The 20,618-nt window shown below is 53.1% G+C and carries 26 protein-coding genes; 9 read left to right on the top strand and 17 right to left on the bottom strand.

What is annotated here, in order from left to right:
• Window positions 1-17: 17 nt before the first annotated feature.
• On the bottom strand, window positions 18-1,148 hold the full coding sequence (locus tag GN278_14255; protein ID XAT61815.1) for an alkane 1-monooxygenase: 1,131 nt from the start codon (window positions 1,146-1,148) through the stop codon (window positions 18-20).
• A gap of 6 nt (window positions 1,149-1,154) precedes the next feature.
• A complete protein-coding gene (gene mutY, locus GN278_14250) occupies window positions 1,155-2,240 on the bottom strand; it encodes an A/G-specific adenine glycosylase (protein XAT61814.1) in 1,086 nt (361 codons plus the stop codon).
• An 81-nt stretch (window positions 2,241-2,321) separates the two neighbouring features.
• Between mutY and GN278_14245 the strand changes: the two genes are divergently transcribed.
• The 3 genes from GN278_14245 to GN278_14235 are packed head-to-tail and all read left to right on the top strand — an operon-like array spanning window position 2,322 to window position 4,647.
• The gene (locus tag GN278_14245; protein XAT61813.1) at window positions 2,322-2,840 is read left to right on the top strand and encodes a DUF721 domain-containing protein; all 519 of its coding nucleotides are present in this window, start codon (window positions 2,322-2,324) and stop codon (window positions 2,838-2,840) included.
• An 11-nt stretch (window positions 2,841-2,851) separates the two neighbouring features.
• Window positions 2,852-3,535, top strand: coding sequence for a thioredoxin domain-containing protein (locus tag GN278_14240; GenBank protein ID XAT61812.1), 684 nt, complete (start codon window positions 2,852-2,854; stop codon window positions 3,533-3,535).
• The gene (locus GN278_14235) at window positions 3,532-4,647 is read left to right on the top strand and encodes a CoA transferase (protein XAT61811.1); all 1,116 of its coding nucleotides are present in this window, start codon (window positions 3,532-3,534) and stop codon (window positions 4,645-4,647) included. The genes GN278_14240 and GN278_14235 overlap by 4 nt, the downstream gene beginning before the upstream one ends.
• Here the strand turns inward: GN278_14235 and GN278_14230 are convergent.
• From GN278_14230 to GN278_14165, 14 genes are all read right to left on the bottom strand, one after another.
• Window positions 4,642-5,646, bottom strand: coding sequence for a tetraacyldisaccharide 4'-kinase (locus GN278_14230; protein ID XAT61810.1), 1,005 nt, complete (start codon window positions 5,644-5,646; stop codon window positions 4,642-4,644). The genes GN278_14235 and GN278_14230 overlap by 6 nt on opposite strands.
• 1 nt (window position 5,647) lies before the next feature.
• Window positions 5,648-6,814 (bottom strand): hypothetical protein, encoded by a 1,167-nt coding sequence (locus GN278_14225; protein XAT61809.1) that lies wholly within the window; start codon window positions 6,812-6,814, stop codon window positions 5,648-5,650.
• Between the two features lie 35 nt (window positions 6,815-6,849).
• Window positions 6,850-7,095, bottom strand: coding sequence for a DUF4170 domain-containing protein (locus GN278_14220; protein XAT61808.1), 246 nt, complete (start codon window positions 7,093-7,095; stop codon window positions 6,850-6,852).
• 178 nt (window positions 7,096-7,273) lie between these two features.
• Entirely contained in the window at window positions 7,274-7,495 is a 222-nt protein-coding gene (rpmE, locus tag GN278_14215; GenBank protein ID XAT61807.1) for a 50S ribosomal protein L31, read from the bottom strand.
• A gap of 11 nt (window positions 7,496-7,506) precedes the next feature.
• Window positions 7,507-7,893, bottom strand: a complete 387-nt coding sequence (gene rplS / locus GN278_14210) for a 50S ribosomal protein L19 (GenBank protein XAT61806.1) — start codon at window positions 7,891-7,893, stop codon at window positions 7,507-7,509.
• Window positions 7,894-8,888: 995 nt separating this feature from the next.
• Window positions 8,889-9,656 (bottom strand): hypothetical protein, encoded by a 768-nt coding sequence (locus tag GN278_14205; protein ID XAT61805.1) that lies wholly within the window; start codon window positions 9,654-9,656, stop codon window positions 8,889-8,891.
• A 1,131-nt stretch (window positions 9,657-10,787) separates the two neighbouring features.
• Window positions 10,788-11,570: a tRNA (guanosine(37)-N1)-methyltransferase TrmD gene (trmD, locus tag GN278_14200; protein ID XAT61804.1), complete on the bottom strand. Its 783-nt coding sequence runs from the start codon at window positions 11,568-11,570 to the stop codon at window positions 10,788-10,790.
• Window positions 11,567-12,085, bottom strand: a complete 519-nt coding sequence (rimM, locus tag GN278_14195) for a 16S rRNA processing protein RimM (GenBank protein XAT61803.1) — start codon at window positions 12,083-12,085, stop codon at window positions 11,567-11,569. The genes trmD and rimM overlap by 4 nt, the downstream gene beginning before the upstream one ends.
• 281 nt (window positions 12,086-12,366) lie before the next feature.
• Window positions 12,367-12,912, bottom strand: coding sequence for a 30S ribosomal protein S16 (rpsP, locus tag GN278_14190; GenBank protein XAT61802.1), 546 nt, complete (start codon window positions 12,910-12,912; stop codon window positions 12,367-12,369).
• Window positions 12,913-12,951: 39 nt separating this feature from the next.
• The gene (locus GN278_14185) at window positions 12,952-13,248 is read right to left on the bottom strand and encodes a chorismate mutase (protein XAT61801.1); all 297 of its coding nucleotides are present in this window, start codon (window positions 13,246-13,248) and stop codon (window positions 12,952-12,954) included.
• Between the two features lie 88 nt (window positions 13,249-13,336).
• Entirely contained in the window at window positions 13,337-13,846 is a 510-nt protein-coding gene (locus GN278_14180) for a GNAT family N-acetyltransferase (GenBank protein ID XAT61800.1), read from the bottom strand.
• Entirely contained in the window at window positions 13,843-14,367 is a 525-nt protein-coding gene (locus GN278_14175; GenBank protein XAT61799.1) for a GNAT family N-acetyltransferase, read from the bottom strand. Before GN278_14175 ends, GN278_14180 begins: the two co-directional genes overlap by 4 nt.
• A gap of 85 nt (window positions 14,368-14,452) precedes the next feature.
• Window positions 14,453-14,983 (bottom strand): GNAT family N-acetyltransferase, encoded by a 531-nt coding sequence (locus GN278_14170; GenBank protein ID XAT61798.1) that lies wholly within the window; start codon window positions 14,981-14,983, stop codon window positions 14,453-14,455.
• Window positions 14,980-16,506: a signal recognition particle protein gene (locus GN278_14165; GenBank protein XAT61797.1), complete on the bottom strand. Its 1,527-nt coding sequence runs from the start codon at window positions 16,504-16,506 to the stop codon at window positions 14,980-14,982. Before GN278_14165 ends, GN278_14170 begins: the two co-directional genes overlap by 4 nt.
• Window positions 16,507-16,726: 220 nt before the next feature.
• Here GN278_14165 and GN278_14160 point away from each other — a divergent pair, with 220 nt between their 5' ends.
• Window positions 16,727-17,446 (top strand): methyltransferase domain-containing protein, encoded by a 720-nt coding sequence (locus GN278_14160; protein XAT61796.1) that lies wholly within the window; start codon window positions 16,727-16,729, stop codon window positions 17,444-17,446.
• On the opposite strand, the gene GN278_14155 is transcribed toward GN278_14160, so the two are convergent.
• Window positions 17,435-17,776 carry a metalloregulator ArsR/SmtB family transcription factor gene (locus tag GN278_14155; protein ID XAT61795.1) on the bottom strand — a complete coding sequence of 114 codons (342 nt, stop codon included), beginning with the start codon at window positions 17,774-17,776 and terminating at the stop codon, window positions 17,435-17,437. The genes GN278_14160 and GN278_14155 overlap by 12 nt on opposite strands.
• Before the next feature lie 225 nt (window positions 17,777-18,001).
• On the opposite strand from GN278_14155, the gene GN278_14150 reads away from it, so the two are divergent.
• The 5 genes from GN278_14150 to GN278_14130 all read left to right on the top strand — a co-directional run bounded on the left by GN278_14150 (window position 18,002) and on the right by GN278_14130 (window position 20,548).
• Window positions 18,002-18,328 carry a F0F1 ATP synthase subunit I gene (locus GN278_14150; protein ID XAT61794.1) on the top strand — a complete coding sequence of 109 codons (327 nt, stop codon included), beginning with the start codon at window positions 18,002-18,004 and terminating at the stop codon, window positions 18,326-18,328.
• Window positions 18,329-18,379: 51 nt separating this feature from the next.
• Window positions 18,380-19,087, top strand: a complete 708-nt coding sequence (locus GN278_14145) for a F0F1 ATP synthase subunit A (GenBank protein ID XAT62686.1) — start codon at window positions 18,380-18,382, stop codon at window positions 19,085-19,087.
• Window positions 19,088-19,129: 42 nt separating this feature from the next.
• Window positions 19,130-19,366 carry a F0F1 ATP synthase subunit C gene (locus GN278_14140; GenBank protein XAT61793.1) on the top strand — a complete coding sequence of 79 codons (237 nt, stop codon included), beginning with the start codon at window positions 19,130-19,132 and terminating at the stop codon, window positions 19,364-19,366.
• A gap of 80 nt (window positions 19,367-19,446) precedes the next feature.
• On the top strand, window positions 19,447-19,986 hold the full coding sequence (locus GN278_14135; GenBank protein ID XAT61792.1) for a F0F1 ATP synthase subunit B': 540 nt from the start codon (window positions 19,447-19,449) through the stop codon (window positions 19,984-19,986).
• 4 nt (window positions 19,987-19,990) lie between these two features.
• The gene (locus tag GN278_14130; protein ID XAT61791.1) at window positions 19,991-20,548 is read left to right on the top strand and encodes a F0F1 ATP synthase subunit B; all 558 of its coding nucleotides are present in this window, start codon (window positions 19,991-19,993) and stop codon (window positions 20,546-20,548) included.
• The last annotated feature ends 70 nt before the right edge of the window (window positions 20,549-20,618 follow it).

The raw sequence follows: 20,618 nt of genomic DNA, 5'->3' as shown, positions 1-20,618 counted from the left end.
ATCTTGGTGGGGGTTTTTTATTTTGGAAGCGGGTTTTGGCCGGTGTTGTAATCTGACCAGTCAAGAATTTCCGGATAATACATTTCACGCCATTTTCGCACCCGTGGATTCATCCGGGCCCGCCAGAGACGTGGCACCATGGCGGCAAAGGTCATGATCCCATACCCATAGGGAAGTTGCGGCGCTTCTCCGATAGAATAGTTCTGTAGCAGCGGATAGCGGCGGCTGGGTTTGTAGTGATGATCCGAATGGCGTTGCAGGTTGATCAAAAGCCAATTGGTGGCCCGATGGGCGGCATTCCATGAATGGTGCGGTTTGACATGTTCATATTTGCCGTCGCCCAGATGTTTGCGCGTCAGACCGTAATGCTCCACATAATTTACCAGCTCCAGATGCCACACGGCGATCAGCGCTTGCCAGATAAACAGTCCAACGCCTACCCAACCTGCAAGCGCAAAGGCCAAAATTAACATCGCGCCTTGCAGCCCCCAATAGAGGAAAAACGGATTGCTGGTATCATACCAAGGCAGATCTTTTTTCGCCAGCTTTGCACGCTCTGCTTTAAAGGCTGACGCCCAGCATTCACCCAGAACACGGATAAAGAAACGATAAAAGCCTTCGCCATATCGGGCCGTCACAGCATCGCGCGGCGTGCCCACGTAGCGGTGATGCACCAAAAGATGTTCACTGCGAAAATGCGAATACAGCACCATGGCAAGCAGCGTATCGGCCAACATTCGCTCGCGGCGATCGGATTGGTGCATCAACTCATGCGAATAATTGATCCCTATGGTACCGCTGATGATTCCCATGGAAAAAAACAAACCGATTTTTTCCCAACCGGTCAGCTCTGAGCCAGCGCTATACCAAAGCAACCCGAATAGGGTCACAAACTGCAACGGTGCCCAAATCACAGTGACCAGCCGATACCAGAAAAGATCATCATCTTCGGTGTCCGGATCGGCATTTCCAAGGTTTAATCCGGTGAAAACGTCTAACGCGGAAAACAGATACCACACCGTAAAGAACACCAGCAAAAACCCCCAGCCGCCAAGGCTGGCGGCGATCCAAATCAGTGGGATCATCCCAACAGAACACCAAAACGGCATCGCGTTCTGAAATGTAAATTTTCCCAAATTTTTGGTCATGCTATATCATGTCCTGTTTTTTAATATGGGCTGATCGTAACTCAATTCGGGCGCGTTCGCTAGATCAAACACTTTGCGCATCACTGTTGGCAACTCGGCAGGCCGAAACTGGTGCCGGTCGATAAATGCGCCTTGCTCCACCGGCTCTGCCGTGGTCAGCCGAGCTGTTTTGATTGTCAGTTCGAGATGGAAATGGGTAAAGGTGTGGCGCACTTTTTGGGGCAGCGTGGTCCAGGTTGCGCGCACAGGTGGCGCGTCCTTTGGCGCGTCATCCCATGCGCTGCCCGGCCAGCCAAGCATACCGCCAAGCAAACCGCGATCAGGCCGGCGTTCAAGCAAAACTGCGCCATCAACGCGCTCAACGTAATAGACTATGCCATACCGGGTTGGCTTTTGCGGCTTGGGGCGCTTTTTAGGCAGCTCTGCGGCGCTGCCGATGGAAACCGCCACGCAACTGGCGCACCACGGGCAGAGAGTGCAGCTTGGGTTTTTGGGGGTGCAAACTGTTGCACCAAGATCCATCACGGCTTGTGCATAATCACCGGGACGCGCATTGGGGGTCAAACTGGCGGCTTTTTGGGTCAGCTCTGGTTTGGCATCGGGCAATGGGGTCTGCACTGCATAAAGCCGTGCCATCACCCGTTCGACATTGCCATCCACTACAGTTGCGACCTGCTGAAATGCAATGGCCGAAATTGCAGCGGCAGTATAGGGTCCTATACCCGGCAATTTTAACAGCGCTGAATGCTCTTGGGGAAAAACGCCGTTATGCTCATCGGTCACGGCGCGAGCGCATTTTAATAGATTTCGCGCCCTAGCATAATAGCCTAGCCCGGCCCAAGCGGCCATTACATCCGCGTCCACCGCAGCAGCTAGTGCGCGCACGTTAGGCCAGCGCGATGTGAATTTCAAAAAATAGGGTTTAACGGCTGCGACAGTGGTTTGCTGCAACATAATCTCGGACAGCCAGACCCGATAGGGATCGGGCCGTTGACCACGTTTGCTCAGCGCGGGTGCGATCCGCCAGGGCAGGGTGCGCGCGTTTTGATCATACCAGTTCAGCAGATCATTTGATCGCGGTTGGTCACACAAGTTTGATCTCACTTTTTCACATAGTGTCTGGAATGCTGTGGTTAAACCAGTAAGATAGCGCCGAACGCAAGGATGCAAGGCATGTCTGGGCACCGAGGCAAAACAAATGGATTTAAGCGCACCTCGGTGTTGCTTGAGCGGCGCATTAAAGATGTGAGCCAGAACCGTGGCTTTGCCCAGTCGCGGGTGCTGACCCATTGGTCAGAGATTGCTGGTACGGATATTGCCAAAATTGCCCAGCCCACCAATGTGAGCTATTCGGCGCAAGGGATGGGCGCCACTTTGACGCTGCTGGCCCGCAGCGGACATGGGCCGGAACTTGAAATGCAAAAAGAAAAGCTGCGCGAACGGATCAACGCCGTATACGGCTATAATGCCATCACGCGGATTAAAATATCGCATACTTCGGCCTCTGGCTTTGCCGAAGCGCAGACCGCGTTTGACCCCCGCCCTGCGCCAGCGGCGCCGGGGGTGGACAAAAAGATTGCTGAGCAAGCGCGAAAAACTGCGAGCCCGGTGGAAGATCAAGATTTGCGGCGTGCTCTTGAACAATTGGGTCAGAACGTTCTAACTAGCTCAAAACCAAAGACCACTCTTTGAAAGGTATTTAGATGTTGCGCAAACTGTCGTTTACTCTTGGCGCTGTCGCTCTGCTTATGGGCGCCGGTTTATGGCTTTCATGGCCCTCTTCTTTGGCCACAAACGCCGAATTTTCACTGCCCTTTGCCGCCACCGCTGAGACTGATAGCTCGGAACCTGCGGCGGTTGAGATTATCAATATGGTTCAAGGTGATGAAAACGCACCGATCACTGTGGTTGAATATGCGTCACTGACCTGCCCGCATTGTGCCAGTTTCCACACTGAGGCCTATAAAGACCTGAAAACAAACTATATCGACAGTGGTAAAATCCGCTTTGAGTTTCGCGAAGTTTACTTCGATAAATATGGCATCTGGGCCTCGATGATTGCCCGCTGCACTGGTCCGGACCGGTATTTCGGTGTGATTGACCTGATGATGAACACGCAGAACACATGGGCGCGCGCTGGTGATGACCTTTCGATTATTGGCGAGCTTAGAAAAATTGGCCGCTTGGCTGGTTTGCAAGATGACCAATTGCAAAGCTGCTTGCAGGATGCAGATAAGCTGCGCGCTTTGGTCGCTTGGTACCAAGAAAACGCCACCCGCGATGGAATTCGCTCCACCCCGACGTTCTTGATCGACGGCGAAGTTTATAAAAATATGAACTATGATGATTTTGCTGCGGTGCTGGATGAAAAACTGGCGGAAAAATGACCACACCGCTGACCGGTCTTAAAGTTGTTGAATTGGCGCGGATCCTCGCTGGTCCGTGGGCCGGGCAGACCTTGGCCGATCTTGGCGCGGATGTGATCAAAGTCGAAGCCCCTCGGGGCGACGATACCCGCCAATGGGGCCCGCCGTTTATTGAGCGGGAAGATGATAAAACCGCAGCGTATTTCCATTCCTGTAACCGCGGCAAAGCCAGTGTTACGATTGATTTTCGCACCCCCGAGGGACAGCAGGAACTGCACCGGCTGCTCAAAGACGCAGATATTGTGATTGAGAATTTCAAAGTTGGCGGATTGGCAAAATACGGGCTTGATTATCAAAGCTTATCAGCGCGCTATCCAAAGCTGATCTATTGCTCGATCACCGGTTTTGGGCAGACAGGACCTTATGCGCATCGGGCCGGCTATGACTATATTATTCAAGGCATGTCCGGATTTATGTCGATCACTGGTGAGCCGGATGGCGCGCCGCAGCGCGCCGGTGTGGCCATAACCGATCTCTTTACCGGCATATATGCCAGCACCGCGATCCTGTCGGCATTGCATATGCGCAGCAGCACCGGACGCGGCCAGCATATTGATATGTCGCTGCTGGACTGTGCGGTATCGGTGATGGCCAATCAGGCGATGAATTATCTGGTAACCGGAACCGCGCCGGCGCGCACGGGCAATTATCATCCCAACCTGACGCCCTATCAGGTCTTTGACTGCCGCGATGGCCATATTATCATAGCAACCGGTAATGACCCCCAATATCAAAGGCTGTGTAATATCTTGGATCTTGAATCCATGGCCCAGGATCCTCAGTTTCTGACCAATGCAGACCGTATTGCCAATCGTGAAAAGATGGTTTCTGCCCTGAGCGAGCAGACAAAAACCATGACAAAAGACCAGCTTTTAAAGGCATGTGAAGACAAAGGTGTGCCAGCCGGTCCGATCAATGCCATGGATGAGGTGTTTGCCGACCCGCAAGTGATACACCGCCAGATGCAGGTCGAATTGGACGGTATCCCAAGCGTTAGATCACCCTTTACGTTTTCGGATGCCGAGCTGAGCTTGCAGAAGCCCTCGCCAAAGTTGGGCGATAACAACCTATAATATATCGGCTGAGATTGCCTTTTTGACCATCGCGGTAAATTGATCGGTATCTTGCACCTCTAGACGCACGGGAAGCGTAATTACATCACCTTGAAAGTCATCGGGCAGACGCGCGGCATCTTTTTCGGTGGTTACAAGCTGTGCCTGCTGCGCCTGCGCCTGCGCTTGCAATCTGCCCAAAAGGGTCGGGGACAGGCTTTGATGATCTGCCAAAGCTTCGCAATGCACAAGCTGCGCGCCAAGTCCGCGCAGCGTTGCAAAAAACTTCTCCGGATGGCCAATACCGGCAAACGCCAGATAGCGGCCGGTTGACCAATCCATACCCATGCTCAGCGGCCGCAATTCTGCATCAAAATGCGGTAGGTGAAGGGCGCCGCCCCATTGGTTTTTAAAAGCGTGTTGCGCCTTTTGTGGCCCGATGGACACAATTGCATCCGCCCGCGCCAGACCAGCAGAAACGGGTTCGCGCAGCGGGCCTGCAGGAATGCACTTTGCATTTCCAAAACCGCGCTCAGCATCCACAATGACCAAAGACAGATCTTTTCGGATGGTCGGATCTTGAAAGCCGTCATCCATGATAATCACATCAGCGCCGGCTTTTTCGGCCGCCCTGAGCGCTTTGACCCGATCTTTGGCCACCCATGTGGTCGCAAAAGCCGCCAGTAAAAGCGGCTCATCACCGGTTTGATCCGCGTTGTGGTACCGTGGATTAACCTCCAGCGGGCCCTGCACATTGCCGCCATAGCCCTTGGTGATAACATGCGGACGCTTGCCCAAAGTGAGCAGCAGCTGCACGAGCGCAATCACGGTTGGCGTTTTGCCTGTGCCGCCAGCATTTAGGTTTCCAACGCAAATCACGGGAGACTGCGCGGTGACCGTAGAGTGCTGCGCTGTTCGCTGCGCGGTCGCATAAGCGTAGAGCTGACCAATTGGGGACAGCAAGCGCGCTGCAATATGCAGCTTGTCGGGCGGGGTAAACCAAAACCGTGGCGCTTGCATCTTAAACTCCAATCTCGTCCAGATGGCTGAGCACCCGGTCAATCACAGCATCGGTTAATTCTGCCCCATCTGAGGTCACCTGCCAAGCGGCAAAGGCCATTTGCGCTGCCACATCGGGGGCGGAAATCTGACCCACAGCAGCGGCAAGCGTGTCACTGTCACGAATTTGGCGCGCCGCGCCTGCTTCGGCCAGTTTAAGATAGCGGTCTGAATAGTCTGATACCATGGGGCCATATAAAATTGCGCAGCCATGTGATGCTGCGCAATAGGGGTCAAGTGCAGGGCCTTGGGCCACCATCGACTGACCCAAAAAGCAAACCGAAGCAAGGTGATACCAAAAATCTAATGGATCGGCGCCTGTCGGCACTAGCACATGCGTGTTGGCATCTGGGCCTTCGGCTTGTGATGGAATTAGCGCATGCAATCCGGTGTCTTGGCACTGGCGAATTGCCTCAGCGCTATCCTCAGGCTGCTGTGGCGCCAAAATTAGCAAGGTTCGGTGGGCATGGCGCATTACCAAACGGTGGGCGGATAAAACCGTTTCGATTTCGCCCTTCGATACCCCCGCAGCCAACCAAACAGGCCGGGTTGCCAAATGCGCATAGGCCGGGTTGTCCGGCCTATCATCACCTGCACGTGTTGGCAGGACGCCTTGTTGCAATGCGCCTTTCAATTGAATACGAGAGGCAGCGATACCAAGTTTTGCCAGATGTTGAGCGGCTTGGGTGTCCACTGCGTAAAAATCGGAAAACCATCGTAGCGCCCGGGCTTTGACATTTGGCAAAAACCGGAACTTGCGCGCGCTAAAGCCTTCGCTAACTGCGTCAACCAAAAGCATTTCTAGGCCGCGCGCGGCAGCCATTTTAAGCAAGGGCGGGTGCAAATTACCCCCGGCCCACAAAAGATAGTTTGGCGTAAATTTTTTTAAAAAGCGATCAATGGAATGGGCATCAAAGGGCATTTGCAGCCCCAGGATGCGCGCTTGCCGCGTTAGGTTCTGCGACCTCTCTTGTGATCCGGTCAGAACAATATAGAGATCCGGGTGAGCCTGCAGCATGCGCAGGGACAGATACTCGATACCGGCAAAATTAGCGCAGTCGGCTATATGAATCCACACCACAGGCGCGACAGCGAAATCGATGTCATTTTTGGGCTCACTCGAAACCATTGTCTACCATAAGTCCGGTGGGCCGATATGATCTATCAAACCTCTAATTCCTCAGTTTTCGATGTGGCAATCTCTTCATCTCGCAAACGGTGCAGATGGGCGATAAAATAGCGCATATGGGCATTGTCTACGGTGCGCTGTGCCTCGGCTTTCCAGGCAGCATATGCGGTTTGGTAATCGGGAAAAATGCCAACAACATGTAGGTCATCCACATTTTTAAAAACGGTCTCGGCTGGGTCAATCAACTCGCCACCAAACACCAAATGCAGTCTTTGCGCCATTTTAGGGTCCTTTTATGCTGATAGGCCTATGCTAAAAGAATTGGGCATGCGGGTAAAGCCTAACACGTTGTCTGCCGTCAGCAAGCCGCGGGTCTGCACGGCATTCTTGGCCGCCAAACTGCAAACGCCGCAGAGGTGATCTGCGGCGTTGATAGGCATATTGCGAAAGATATGTGCTTTAGAAGCCCAGACCTTCGTATTTTTTCTTAAACTTAGAGACCCGACCATCCGCGTCCAAAAGACGGGTGTTACCGCCGGTCCAGGCGGGGTGCGCAGACGGGTCAATATCAAGCGATAGCGTGTCGCCATCCTTGCCCCAGGTTGAGCGCATTTTGACAATGGTTCCATCGGTCATTTTGACGTCGATGAAGTGGTAGTCTGGGTGTATCTCTTTTTTCATCTCGCCGCTCCTTAGCTTTCCGCACCGGCTTTGGGTGCCCGGTAATTGGTCTGCTCTGCGATCCGCGCAGATTTTCCGCGACGGGTGCGCAGATAGTAAAGCTTCGCACGGCGCACACGGCCGCGGCGCATTACTGTGATGCTTTCGATATTGGTTGAATACAGCGGGAACACACGTTCCACGCCTTCCCCAAACGAGATTTTGCGCACGGTGAACGATCCGGCAATCCCTTTACCGTTGTTGCGTGCAATGCAAACACCTTCGTAGTTCTGTACCCGCGAGCGGGTGCCTTCGGTCACTTTGTAACCGACGCGCACTGTGTCTCCGGCTTTGAAATCGGGAATTTCTTTCCCAAGTGAGGCGATTTGCTCCGCCTCGAGCTGTGCGATTAAATCCATCGCGTTTCTCCTTTGCCTGCGGTTGTTCCGCAAAGTTTTGCGCGCCCCAGAGCTCTTGGTCTTTTATCGGGTCCCTACCAATTGATAAGCCCGCCAGAGGGTTCGGTCGTCATTGCTGTTGCCATATGGCGATCAACTGGCGTCTATAAGAGCGATCAAAGAAAATCCCCAACACACCAATCTAGGCGGCCTATAACAGTGGCCGCGATTGTTTATCAAGCGGTTTTCGCAGGTTTTACGGGTAAAACTGCTTATTTATCGGCATTTAGTGCCCAATTAGGGGTCTTTTACCTTTCTGGGCGGTTCCAAGCTGCCAGCAGGGTATACTAGGGATACTCTAGCAGACCGTTTTGAGCTTTCCTCGTCCATCAAGGCCATATCCACATATATCTATAGAAGTGGGTCCTTTTCCCCCGTTAGAATATCTATGGCTCTATCATCAATCGTTGTGATATTTTTATTCATTCATAAAACTCCAAATTTGTAGATAAATTAGGAAAAGACCCATAATGATTATTATAATTGAGCCGACATACTGTAAAAAAGCGATGAAAGGATTTTTCGATTTTTTTTCTAGAAACCTCTTTGAAAGGTATTCGAAAAGCCAGTCAAAGAAAGTCATGTTAAGCGACTTTGCGTCTGCAAGGTGTGCATTGCCTCATGGACAAACATACCTTGAGTGTCGAGGTCGTTGGTATGTAATGTAATCACTATTTTTATGTTACCTGTTTTGATGGTTGCAGTACTGGCGCCGCTTCATTGGTTGCCTACAATTTGATATTCTCATTCATTTATAGCTACCCCTTGATTTGTAGATAAACTATGAAAAGGCCCATAATAAACATCATAATTGAGCCGACACTCTGTAATAAAGCAATGAAAGGATTTTTCGATTTTTTTTCTAAAAACTTCTTTGAAAGGTATTCAAAAAGACTATCGAAAAACATCATGTTAAGCAGACTTTGTTTCGATCAGCCATTTTATCTTAAACTCCTTCAATTTTGGTTACTTAGAACACGAGCGCAATCAAGAGGCAGCACCCCTTCTTGGTTCTGATAAATTGCAAGCATTTTCGTATCTTTGAGGTATTGACAAATTTCATCCTCGCGATTTTCACTGACGTTCGCTTGGTAATTGAGATATTGATCCACCAATTCCCAGTTACCCAAAACGCGGTGGTAGAATACCAAGTCGTTGGATATTTTTTCCACAGCGAATTTGATCGCGTGCAAATGTGATGCACTGTAATCGTCATTACATACAAATCTAAGATTGTTTTCTAAACGTTCTTGCCTCTGAATCGCCGCCCCAAGTGCGAAGAACTGAAAGGAACCTTCTAAGACGTAGCCGCATTCGAGAGCCAACAGAACGGTGTTATCAAGGTAACCACTCGAACGCTTTGGAGTGCCAAATTTAGCAAATACAATTTTAAAAACTTGTGCTGTGCACTGATAAAGTTGCTCACCGAAAGCAGATTTATTTTCTTCTATGCGACTTCTGGCATCCAAATATGACTTTGGAAGCCCGCAGGCCAGATCTATTGTTGGAGCAATATCGCCGACTAAGTCTGGAATAGATAGAATGAAATTTTGTCGTGTTTCATCCGTCTCCGAATGCTCTTTTCGAATAACATCGATTAGTTGGTTGAGGTCAATTTTATCCCCTGTAATGGATGTTAGAGCTATTGAGTTGGCAAATGCCGCGCCCGAAATGCTAAAGAAGAAAACTAAAGCAAGAAGAGTTTTAAGGTGGATTTTTATCATGACTGCAGCATAAAAATGATGCGAAAAGCGCTATTTGAAACGATCGTTTTTGTCAGGCTCGATCTGAGCGCCGAGCAGTTATTCAACTCATGTATGAAACTTGGAATATTCACAATCAATAATCTTTTGCGCTTTAATCTCGGTCTTCTAATATAAAAAGACTTTACCACTCAGACCGATTTCTGTCACTCACAATCTATGGGTGAGTATGGTTGAAACCTGTACCCACGCCGGCTGTTACAACTTCGTCTGTTTTTACTCGAATTGTCCAATCTGTCATTTCAAAATTCCTTTCAATTATATTATGAATCCCCAGTACCCGTTGTTTTGGGAAATACCAGCAAGTTGGTCTCTGCGAAATACCCAGAGATATCGATAGGTATGATGAAATCTCAGAAACCCAAATACGTGAACAGATTCCAGTTTACTTGATCTAATAACAGAGCATTCAATTTCATTGCAATTTTCAAGTAATTCAACAGGTGCACTTGGAAATGTCATCAGTGGAGAAATAGTCAGATTTCCCGAAGGGCTCCGAAACCTATCATGGCTGTATCCGTATATTCTATAGTCGAATCCATGTTTTTCCAGTTCGCGCACAACCGTTTGAAAATCTTCCCCAATAGGAATTTGGGCATCTAGAGTAGACAGAAAACGATCAGGTCTACTATTGTTCAAAGAAACAAAAAACAAAACAAATATGGCGATAGCAATCAAAAAGATTAACTTGCGCCGAGGCATTATGTGGTTAGCATTTGAAATATCTGTAACGCTCTTTGTCAAATGTTCGGTTATCTGCTTGGAAATATGGTGCAGTGATAATGGAATAACTATTTGAAACTGTCGTTTCTGTCACGCACAATCTATAGGTGAAAAGGGTCTCGCTCTGCGATAGCAAAAACCGAAGGAAAAACTGTAGGTTTTTGAGAAGGTACTTGCCGTTTTGACAGGATCGAGGCAGGCCTTGCACGCGCTGTTTTTGCAGCAACCTTTGGTCGAAGTTTTATCCAATTTTAACGCCTGATGTGCTCGATTTTCGCACCATCGCGATACTGCCGCGATACAGATGCAAGACCGACATGGGTTTTGCGCTGTTTTAAGCGGCGCGCTCTTGTTTGTCGCGGCGGCGCTTTAGCGCTTTTTATCCCAAAGATCAGGCCGGCGGGATTGGGTCAGCTGCTCGGCCATTTCGCGCCGCCATTTTTCGATATTGCCGTGATGACCGGATTGCAGAACCTCGGGGATGCTCCGCCCGTTCCACGTTGCGGGGCGGGTATATTGGGGATGCTCAAGCAGCCCGTTTGAATGGCTTTCGTCCTCGACCGAGGCGGCATTGCCCAAAACATCCGGCAACAGCCGGACCGTGGCATCCAGCATGGCCTGAGCGGCTATTTCCCCCCCTGTCATGACAAAATCGCCCAGCGAGACCTCGGCAATCTGGTAATGCTCCAGCACCCGCTGATCGACGCCTTCAAAGCGGCCGCACAGCAGCGTAATGCCATTTGCCCCAGCCCAGTCGCGCGCCATGGCCTGATCAAAGCGCACCCCGCGCGGGGACAGATAGACCATTGGCCGGTCTTTGGGCGCAGAGCGGCGCGCGTCATCAATCGCCGCGCCCAGTATATCGGCGCGCAGCACCATCCCGGCGCCGCCGCCTGCAGGTGTGTCGTCGACATTTTTATGCCTGCCCTCACCAAAGCGGCGCAAATCCGTTGTCTCAAGCGCCCATTTGCCGTCTTTTAGGGCTTTTCCGGTCAGGCTTTCACTCAGTATTCCAGGAAAGCACTGGGGGAAAAGCGTGATCACCTGCGCAGTCCAAACCCCAGCGAGCTTTGGATTTGCGCTCATCAGCTCTTGGGGCTTTAAACTGGCGGATATGGATTTACGGCCATGGGATTTTGCTGGACCGGTCATGGCGCATCCGGCAGCAAACCTTCGGGCGGGTCTGCAATAATTTTTCCCGCCGAAAGGTCGACGGTTGGTACTGCTGTGCGGGTAAAGGGCAGCAGGGCTGTGGTTTTAAGCCCGGGGCCGTCGATTTCCAAAAGATCCGAGGCACCGTGGTTTTGCACCGAGCGCACTTCACCTAGCAGGGCGCCGCCGGTGTCATAGACTGTCAGCCCCACGAGATCGGCATGATAAAATTCGTCATCCGGCAGGCTTGGCAAACGGTCGCGCGGCACAAATAAATTCGTGCCTTTCAACGCGTCAGCATCTTCTTTTGTGACAATCCCCGACATACGGGCGCTCAGACCGTTTTTGACACGGCCGGTGAGCACCACATCAAATGCGCGTGTGCTATCTTCTGTGAAAACGGGCGCATATTCTGCGATGGCTTCGGGCTCAGTGGTAAAGCTTTTTAGCCGCACCTCACCGTGGACCCCAAAGGCCCCGCCGATTGCACCGACACAGATCAAATCATCTTTCATCGGTTACCTTTCGCATAGGTCGTTGACGTAGCGGCCGCCAGTCTCTTCGCAGCGTTCGCTTGCAGATTGCCGTTCATATATAATCCCAGCCACAAAGGCGATGCCAAGAAAAATTAACAATCTTATTGGGCGGAATAGCATCAAAATACTCCGCAACGGGTTTCGGTTTGGTCCGTTGAGGGCAGGTCACAGCGGCGCTTGGCGCGCCGCTGTGGGTTCAGCACGTTGAATTTAGACTTGAAAACTGGTGCAAAACTGCCCATTCCGAGCCCAAACTCCTTTTATTTTTCAGCGTCTTCGGCGGCTGCTTCTTCTGCAGGAGCTTCTTCTGCTGGAGCTTCCGCTTCTGCCTCCGCTGGGACTTCTTCTGCTGGGGCTTCCGCTGCTTCTGCCGGGGCTTCCGCTTCGGCCTCTGCAGGTGCTTCTGCTTCTGCCTCTGCTGGTGCTTCGGCCACTTCTTCTACGGGCTCTGCAGGCGCTTCAGCTGCTTCGGCGGCTTTAGCAGCCTTTTCTTCGGCGCGTTCCTGCATTTTCTGGCCAGCCACGGCTTTTTGCGGGTTGTTCCGGGTCTTTTTCTCAAGCACGCCGGCGGCCTCTAACATCCGGCTTACACGGTCGCTGACCTGCGCGCCTTCGCCCAGCCAGTACTGGATGCGCTCGAGGTTCATCTTGACCCGATCTTCGCTGTCTTTGGCAAGCAAAGGGTTGTAAGTGCCCAGCTTTTCCACATAGCGGCCATCGCGTGGCATGCGGCTGTCGGCCGCAACAATGCGGTAAAATGGGCGTTTTTTGCTGCCCCCACGGGCAAGACGGATTTTCATGGCCATTGTATATTCTCCTTTAGAATGGCGGTCGGGGCATGGCCCCTAGGATTGATGTTGTTTGTGGTGTTGGATGACTTCCTGAATGATGAAATTCAGAAATTTCTTGGCAAACTCAGGGTCCAGATTGGCCTGAGCTGCAAGCTCTTCAAGGCGTGCGATCTGCACGGCTTCACGGGTCGGATCGGCGGGTGGCAGATCGTGCTCTGCTTTTAGCTTTCCCACCGAGCGGGTGTGTTTAAACCGCTCGCCCAATGTGTAGACAAGGATTGCATCAAGCCGGTCAATGCTATCGCGGTGTCCTTTTAAAAGTGTCGCGGCGCGGGTGCTGGCGTCAGTCATCAAAGCTCTCCTTTTTGGATGAAAACAGACCGCGGTATCGCGTCGGTATTGCGGCTGTTTTGCGCAGGTGCATTTTTCATATTAAACATCAGGCGGCCTCTGGTTTCGGATGGCGGTAGATCAGCGCCGGTTCACCAAGCAATTCGGTTTCTTTTTCTACCCAAGCGCCAAGCCGCTCGGCGAGCCGGCGTGAGCGGGTATTTTGCGGATTAATCATGCTAATGGGTTGTGGCACGCCGAGCGCGGCGCCGGCAGTGCGAGCGGCCAATGCCGCTTCATAGGCAATGCTCTTGCCTTCATATCCGTTATGTACCCCCCAGGCGAGTTCCGCCTCGGGCCATTCTATATGCTCAAGAAATCCGCAGAAACCACACATGCTTGCGCTGGATTTTTCTATCACATGCCAAAGCCCATAGCCGCGCAACTGCCAGTGGCCAGCGCTGCGTAGCAGCGCGCGCCAGACCTGACCGCGATCGAGCGGTCCGCCGACACTGTGGGATCTGGGTGAGGCGAAAAACTGCGCCATAGCATCCAGATCCTCAATTTGAGGTGCACGCAGGATCAGCTGCTCGGTTTCAAGCTGTGGTATGCTGGTCATAACAGAGCCTCGGGTGCCGGATGCCGGAAAAGCATGTTTTCGCCCATGTTGGTGTTGTGATAGCTGCGCTCGTAAGTTGCGCTCATGCGTTCGGCCAAAGCGATCGAGCGGTCATTGCCGGGCACGATATTGCTGGTCAAAGTGGTAAAGCCAAGATCTTCATAGGCCCAGCGGCGGACGCGGCAAGCGGCTTCATAGGCGATACCGCGGCCTTCAAAGCCGTCAAAGACCACCCAGCCCACTTCTGGTTCGGGCCATGTTTCGGGGTTCCAGATACCGCTGATGCCGGCGATCTCGCCGGTTTTTGTTTCAATGGTGAAATAACCGTAGCCATGGATGTGCCAATGGCCCACATTTAGCGCAAACCAGCGCCACGCCGCGCCGCGCTCGGGGATATGGCCAAAGCCGCTGGCGCGGGTTTCATCCTGCATAAATGCGATCACGGGCTCCATATCGCGCGGCTCGGGGCCGCGCAGGATAAGCCGCTCACTGAGCAGACGGGGGGCATTGGTCAAAGGCATATGCGATGACCTTTCGGGGCAGGGCCCGCAGCGGGGTGCACGTCTTCTGACCAAAGCACAGAGGAGTATTTGGACAAAGAAAAAATCATGAGGCAGGGCTTTTTGTCAAAGCGTGGCGATAGACCAGCGTGTCGTCTTTGCTATCGCCTTCAGGGCGGGCAGCATTGGGATCTTGGATGGCACCGAGGCGCTCTGCGAGGCTTATAGATCGAAGATTGTCTTTTGCTATATAACTTACAATCGAACTGCGTTGGAGGGTGTCTTGCGCCCAAGCAAGCGCTTTGCGCGCAGCTTCGAATGCGTAGCCTTTGCCTTCACCCTTTGAAAGAAAAATCCAGCCAATTTCAGTTTCTGGAAAATGGGCCGGCTGATTGATGCCAATCTGGCCGATGAAGTCGTTGCTGTCGCGCAATTCAACCCCCCAGCTGCCAAAGCCTTTGAGCGACCAGCTGCCAACTTCGGATGCGATCCAGTACCAGCTTTGCCGCTGTGAATGCGGCCCATCCACGAATTTGGCCCGTTCGCTGCCAAGCAGATCATAAAGCGGTTCAAAATCCGCCATTTTATGATGGCGCAAAATCAGCCGCTCGGTGGTGAGGGTGGGGGCCGTGGTCATTTCTTTTTCCCAAATCCGCTAAGGCCCGGGGGTAGGCCTGCACCGCCGCCAAGACCCGGCAATCCGCCGGGCATGCCGCCTTGGGCGCCAAGCTGTTTGGCTGCGGCCTCAAGCGCTTTGGGGTCCATTTGCGAGGGGTCCATGCCGGCGGGCATTCCGCCGGGCATGCCGCCTTTGCCAAACATGCCGCTCATGGCCTGTTTGAGCATGCCGCCTTTGCCCATTTTACCCATCTTTTTCATCATATCGCCCATCTGGCGCTGCATTTTGAGCAGCTTGTTGAGCTCGCTCACTTCCATGCCCGCGCCTTTGGCGATGCGTTTTTTGCGGCTGGCCTGCAGGATTTGCGGGTTGGCGCGCTCTTTCTTGGTCATCGACTGGATCAGCGCGATCTGCTGTTTGAACACTTTGTCGTCCATGCCGGCGGCGGCGGCCTGTTTGGCCATTTTGCCCATGCCGGGCATCATGCCCATGATGCTTTCCATGCCGCCCATTTTCATCATCTGTTCGAGCTGCATTTTCAGGTCGTTCATATTGAACTGACCTTTCTGGAAGCGCTTCATCATCCGCTCGGCCTGTTCGGCCTCGATGGTTTCTTGGGCCTTTTCCACCAGTGCAACAATATCGCCCATGCCAAGGATGCGGCCGGCAATCCGGTCCGGCTCAAAGGTTTCCAGAGCGTCCATTTTTTCGCCAAGGCCGACAAAGCGGATGGGTTTGCCGGTGACCGCGCGCATCGACAGCGCTGCGCCGCCGCGCCCATCGCCATCCATGCGGGTTAGAACCACGCCGCTGACGCCGATTTTATCGTCAAATTCGGTGGCCACGTTGACCGCGTCCTGACCGGTGAGCCCGTCCACCACCAGCAAGGTTTCGCGCGGGTTTGCTACATCGCGCACGGCGGCGGCCTGAGCGATCAGCTCTTGGTCGATATGCAGCCGGCCGGCGGTGTCGAGCATATACACGTCATAGCCGCCAAGGCTGGCCTGGGTTTTGGCGCGTTTGGCAATGGCCACCGGGTCTTCGCCTTTGACGATGGGCAAGGTGTCAACCCCGATTTGCGCGCCGAGAATTTGCAGCTGTTCCATCGCGGCGGGGCGGTTCACATCCAGCGAGGCCATCAGCACCCGTTTGCCGTCCCGCTCGCTCAGCCGTTTTGCCAGTTTTGCGGTGGTGGTGGTTTTGCCCGAGCCTTGTAGGCCGACCATCAGGATCGGTGCGGGGGCGCTGTCGATTTTCAGCGCGCCGGGATCTTCGTCGCCGGTGAGCACATGCACCAGCTCATCATGCACAATCTTAACCACCTGCTGACCGGGGGTGACCGATTTGGTGACCGCTTGGCCGGTGGCTTTTTCTTGGATCGCTTTGACGAAACTGCGCGCCACGGGCAGCGAGACATCCGCTTCTAGCAGGGCAACACGCACTTCGCGCAGGGCGGTTTTGACATCATCTTCGGACAGCGCACCCTGTTTGGTCAGCCGGTCAAATACACCTGAGAGGCGTTGAGAAAGATTTTCAAACATATCCCGGTTCCTTTTCCCGTTTGCCGCAGCTTTGCCACGGTGGCGCCAGTATAGATAAGCCCGATCCAAAATGCGACAGCCCCCGTGGGCGAAACCTCGCTGACGGGGGGCGATCCTTGCATTGGCATAGGACCGGAAGCTTTTCCACTTCCGTTGTGATTGAGGGCCAGTTAATGCTTGGGCATTGGACTGTCAAGGTTATTTGCAAAGGATATTGGGGATGCAAAGCGATTGGGACGCTTCGGCTGAGGCATGGATTGAAAGTTTGGGGGCGGGCGGCGATTTTAGCCGCGCTGCGGTTCTGGATCGCCCGATGATGGCGGCAGTGCGCAGCAGCGGGGCGCAGCGGGCGCTGGATGTGGGCTGCGGCGAAGGGCGGTTTTGCCGGATGATGGCAGAGGCCGTGCCCGAGGTGGTCGGGATTGATCCAACCGCGCGGCTTTTGGCCGAAGCGCGGCGGCTGGGCGGCGCGGTTTATCATGAGGGGGTTGGCGAAAACCTGCCCTATGAGGAGGGCGCTTTCGATCTTGTGGTCAGTTATCTAAGCTTGATTGATATCGCCGACAGCCGCGCGGCGATTTCCGAGATGGCGCGGGTTGTCCGGCCCGGTGGGCATGTCTTGATCGGAAATCTGAACAGTTGGGTCACCGCTGCGCAAACCGAAGGGCTGGGAATTCAGCGCAATGCGCAGGGCCATGGAACTGTCACCATTGTGGATTACCTCAAAGCCTATCCCGTGACGGTAGAGTGGGCCGGGGTCCGGATTAAAAACCGGCACCGCCCGCTGGCGCAATATATGCAAGAGGCATTGCAGACCGGGCTGCAACTGGTGGATTTCCAAGAGCCGCTTGCCGATGCAGGGTGGTCCCGCAGCGCAAGTTATAACCACACGCCCTATTTATGGATGCAGCTTTGGCAAAAGCAGCCGTTAGGGCTTTGAGCGATCCTCTGGTTCAAACTCGTGCTCTAAAAACCGCTCAAGCGCATCAAGGTTCACGGCCTCAAACTGGCCAAAGCTTTGCATCCAGATGCTGGCATCGCGCAGGGCTTCGGGCTCAAGCTTGCACCATTTCACTCGACCGCGTTTTTCCTGACTGATCAGGCCGGCGCGGGTCAGTATGCCAAGGTGTTTGGATATTGCCGCCAAAGACATCTCGAACGGTTCGGCCACATCTGTCACCGCCATATCATCTTCCAGCAGCAGCATTAAAATCCGCCGCCGGGTGGGATCGGCCAAAGCGGCAAAGGCAAGATCAAGCGGGTCATCCATGGCGCTATTAAGCCTGCCTGCCCATGATCGTCAACCAAATGGTTGAATATGCGATTTGGGCGCATTTTGTGCCTTAGGCCTCAATCGAGGAGGTGTTTGAATTTTGAGGGTCGAAAAAAACATATATTAATCAGTATTTTACGTGACTATAGCTGCACTAAACTGGTTGTTGACTCTGCCTGCTCTGCGGCCTAACAAAGCGCAACTGTTCAACGAGGCTTTGCTTTGTCTGACCCCAACAACCCTGACCCGCTAAAATCGCTTGATGAGCGGATCAAGGCTGTAAAGGTGGCCAAGACACCAGAGCCAAAGGTGGACGACCATTACACGGGCGCGCAGCTGGCTTGGCGCATGGTGATCGAACTGGTGGCGGGGATCGCAATTGGCTTCGGCATCGGATACGGGCTAGATGCTTTGTTTGATACATTGCCGGTGTTTTTGGTGATATTTGTTTTACTGGGCTTTGCCGCAGGCGTGAAAACCATGCTTCGTACGGCGCAAGAGGTCCAAGGTCAGGAAACGGCGAAAGCCGAAGAAGATAAAGAGGGTTGAACCGTGGCAAGCGAAGCACAATCAGAAGGCTCAGGTCTGGTTTTCCATCCAATGGATCAGTTTATCGTTAAACCGCTTTTCGGTGACGGTCCGATTGAATGGTACACCATTACAAACGTCACCTTGTGGATGGCCCTTTCCGTGGTCGCCATCATTGCGCTTTTGGTTGTCGGTACGGCGCGCCGCGCGATTGTCCCAAGCCGTAGCCAGTCTATTGGTGAGCTGGCTTATGGTTTTGTCTATAAAATGGTCGAAGATGTGGCCGGTAAGGATGCGGTTGGGTATTTCCCTTATATCATGACGCTGTTTATGTTTATCGTCTGCGCCAATTTCCTTGGTCTGCTGCCGATGTCCTTTACCACAACATCGCATATCGCAGTAACGGCGGTGATGGCGATGGGGGTATTCCTCGCCGTGACGATATTGGGCTTTGTCAAACATGGCATGTCGTTTCTGTCACTGTTTTGGATTTCCTCGGCGCCCTTGGTGCTGCGGCCGATCCTCGCGCTGATCGAAGTGATTTCCTACTTCGTGCGCCCGGTCAGCCACTCTATTCGTCTGGCGGGTAACATGATGGCTGGTCACGCGGTGATCAAAGTGTTTGCCGCCTTTGCCGGTATTGCTGTGATCGCGCCGCTGTCGGTGATTGCCATCACGGCGATCTATGCGCTTGAGGTTCTGGTGTCATTTATCCAGGCCTATGTTTTTGCAATTCTGACGTGCGTCTATCTCAAAGACGCGCTTCATCCTCATCACTAACTGTAACCAATAAGAATCAACGACTATCTAAGGAGAAAGCCAATGGAAGGCGATATCGTACAAATGGGTGCCTATATAGGTGCAGGTCTGGCATGTACAGGAATGGGCGGCGCGGCCGTCGGTGTGGGCCATGTGGTCGGCAACTTCCTCTCAGGTGCCCTGAGAAACCCATCCGCTGCAGCGGGCCAAACAGCGACCATGTTTATTGGTATCGCTTTTGCAGAAGCACTGGGTATCTTTTCGTTCCTGGTTGCTCTGCTGCTTATGTTCGCCGTATAATTCACCGCGGAAACAATCCTATGGTCGGGTAAGCTGCAAAGTGGCTTATCCGCATCCCTCAGGTTCCGACGGAGGACAAGATGGCATCGAATACAACAGAAGCCGCAGGAAACGCAGCTGACGCCTCTGCGCCAGGTATGCCGCAGCTGGACTTTTCGACCTTTGGCAATCAGATTTTCTGGCTGGTGGTTACGCTTGTCGTGATCTACCTTATCCTGTCGCGCATTGCCTTGCCGCGCATTGCTGCGGTTCTGGCCGAACGACAGGGGACAATATCGCATGATATTGCTGCTGCAGATGAGCTAAAGTCCAAAGCAGCCGCTGCGGAAGAGGCTTATAACAAAGCGCTTGCTGATGCCCGTGTGGAAGCCGCGCGGATCACAGAGGCCACCAAAGCCGAGATCAAAGCCGAACTTCAGGTGGCGATTGATGAAGCTGATGCGAAAATAGCTGAAAAAGCCGCCGCAAGCGAGGCAGCGATTGCAGAAATTCGTGCCAGTGCTTTGGACAGTGTCGACGAAGTCGCCAAAGCGACCGCTGCGGAATTGGTCAGTGCGCTGGGCGGCAAAGCCGAGGCCAAAAAGGTCAATGCGGCTGTGGCCGAGCAGTTGAAAGGATAAATTGATGCGCTTTCTAGCTCCCTTTATTGCCCTGATGGTGGCCAGCCCCGCGCTGGCGGCATCTGGCCCTTTCATATCGCTTAAAAACACCAACTTTATTGTTCTTTTGGCGTTCATCCTTTTCATTCTGGTACTGTTTTATTACAAAGTACCTTCGGTGCTGGGCAGTATGCTTGATAAGCGCGCCGAAGGCATCAAATCCGAATTGGATCAGGCGCGTGAACTGCGCGAAGAAGCCCAGAGCATTCTGGCCTCTTACGAGCGCAAGCAAAAAGAAGTGCAAGATCAAGCCGACCGGATTGTCGAAAGCGCCCGCAAAGATGCACAGGCTGCGGCCGAACAAGCCAAGGAAGACCTGCGAGCTTCGGTTGCGCGCCGCTTGGCCGCCGCAGAAGAGCAGATCAGCTCAGCCCACGCCTCGGTTGAACGGGAAGTGCGCGACAAGGCGATAGGTGTGGCCATTGCGGCTGCCCGCAACGTGATCGCGGCACAAATGACAGCGGCTAGCGCCAACAAGTTGATCGACGGCGCGATCACTGAGGTAGACGCCAAGATGCACTAAACGGTTCTTTACTATTACTCACAGTGTAAAAACCCGAGGCTTGCCTCGGGTTTTTGCATTATAATGATGG

This window comes from Rhodobacteraceae bacterium Araon29, from assembly GCA_039640505.1.
In the GTDB taxonomy this organism is placed as follows: domain Bacteria; phylum Pseudomonadota; class Alphaproteobacteria; order Rhodobacterales; family Rhodobacteraceae; genus CABZJG01.
This window is presented reverse-complemented; position numbering and strand designations above follow the sequence as displayed.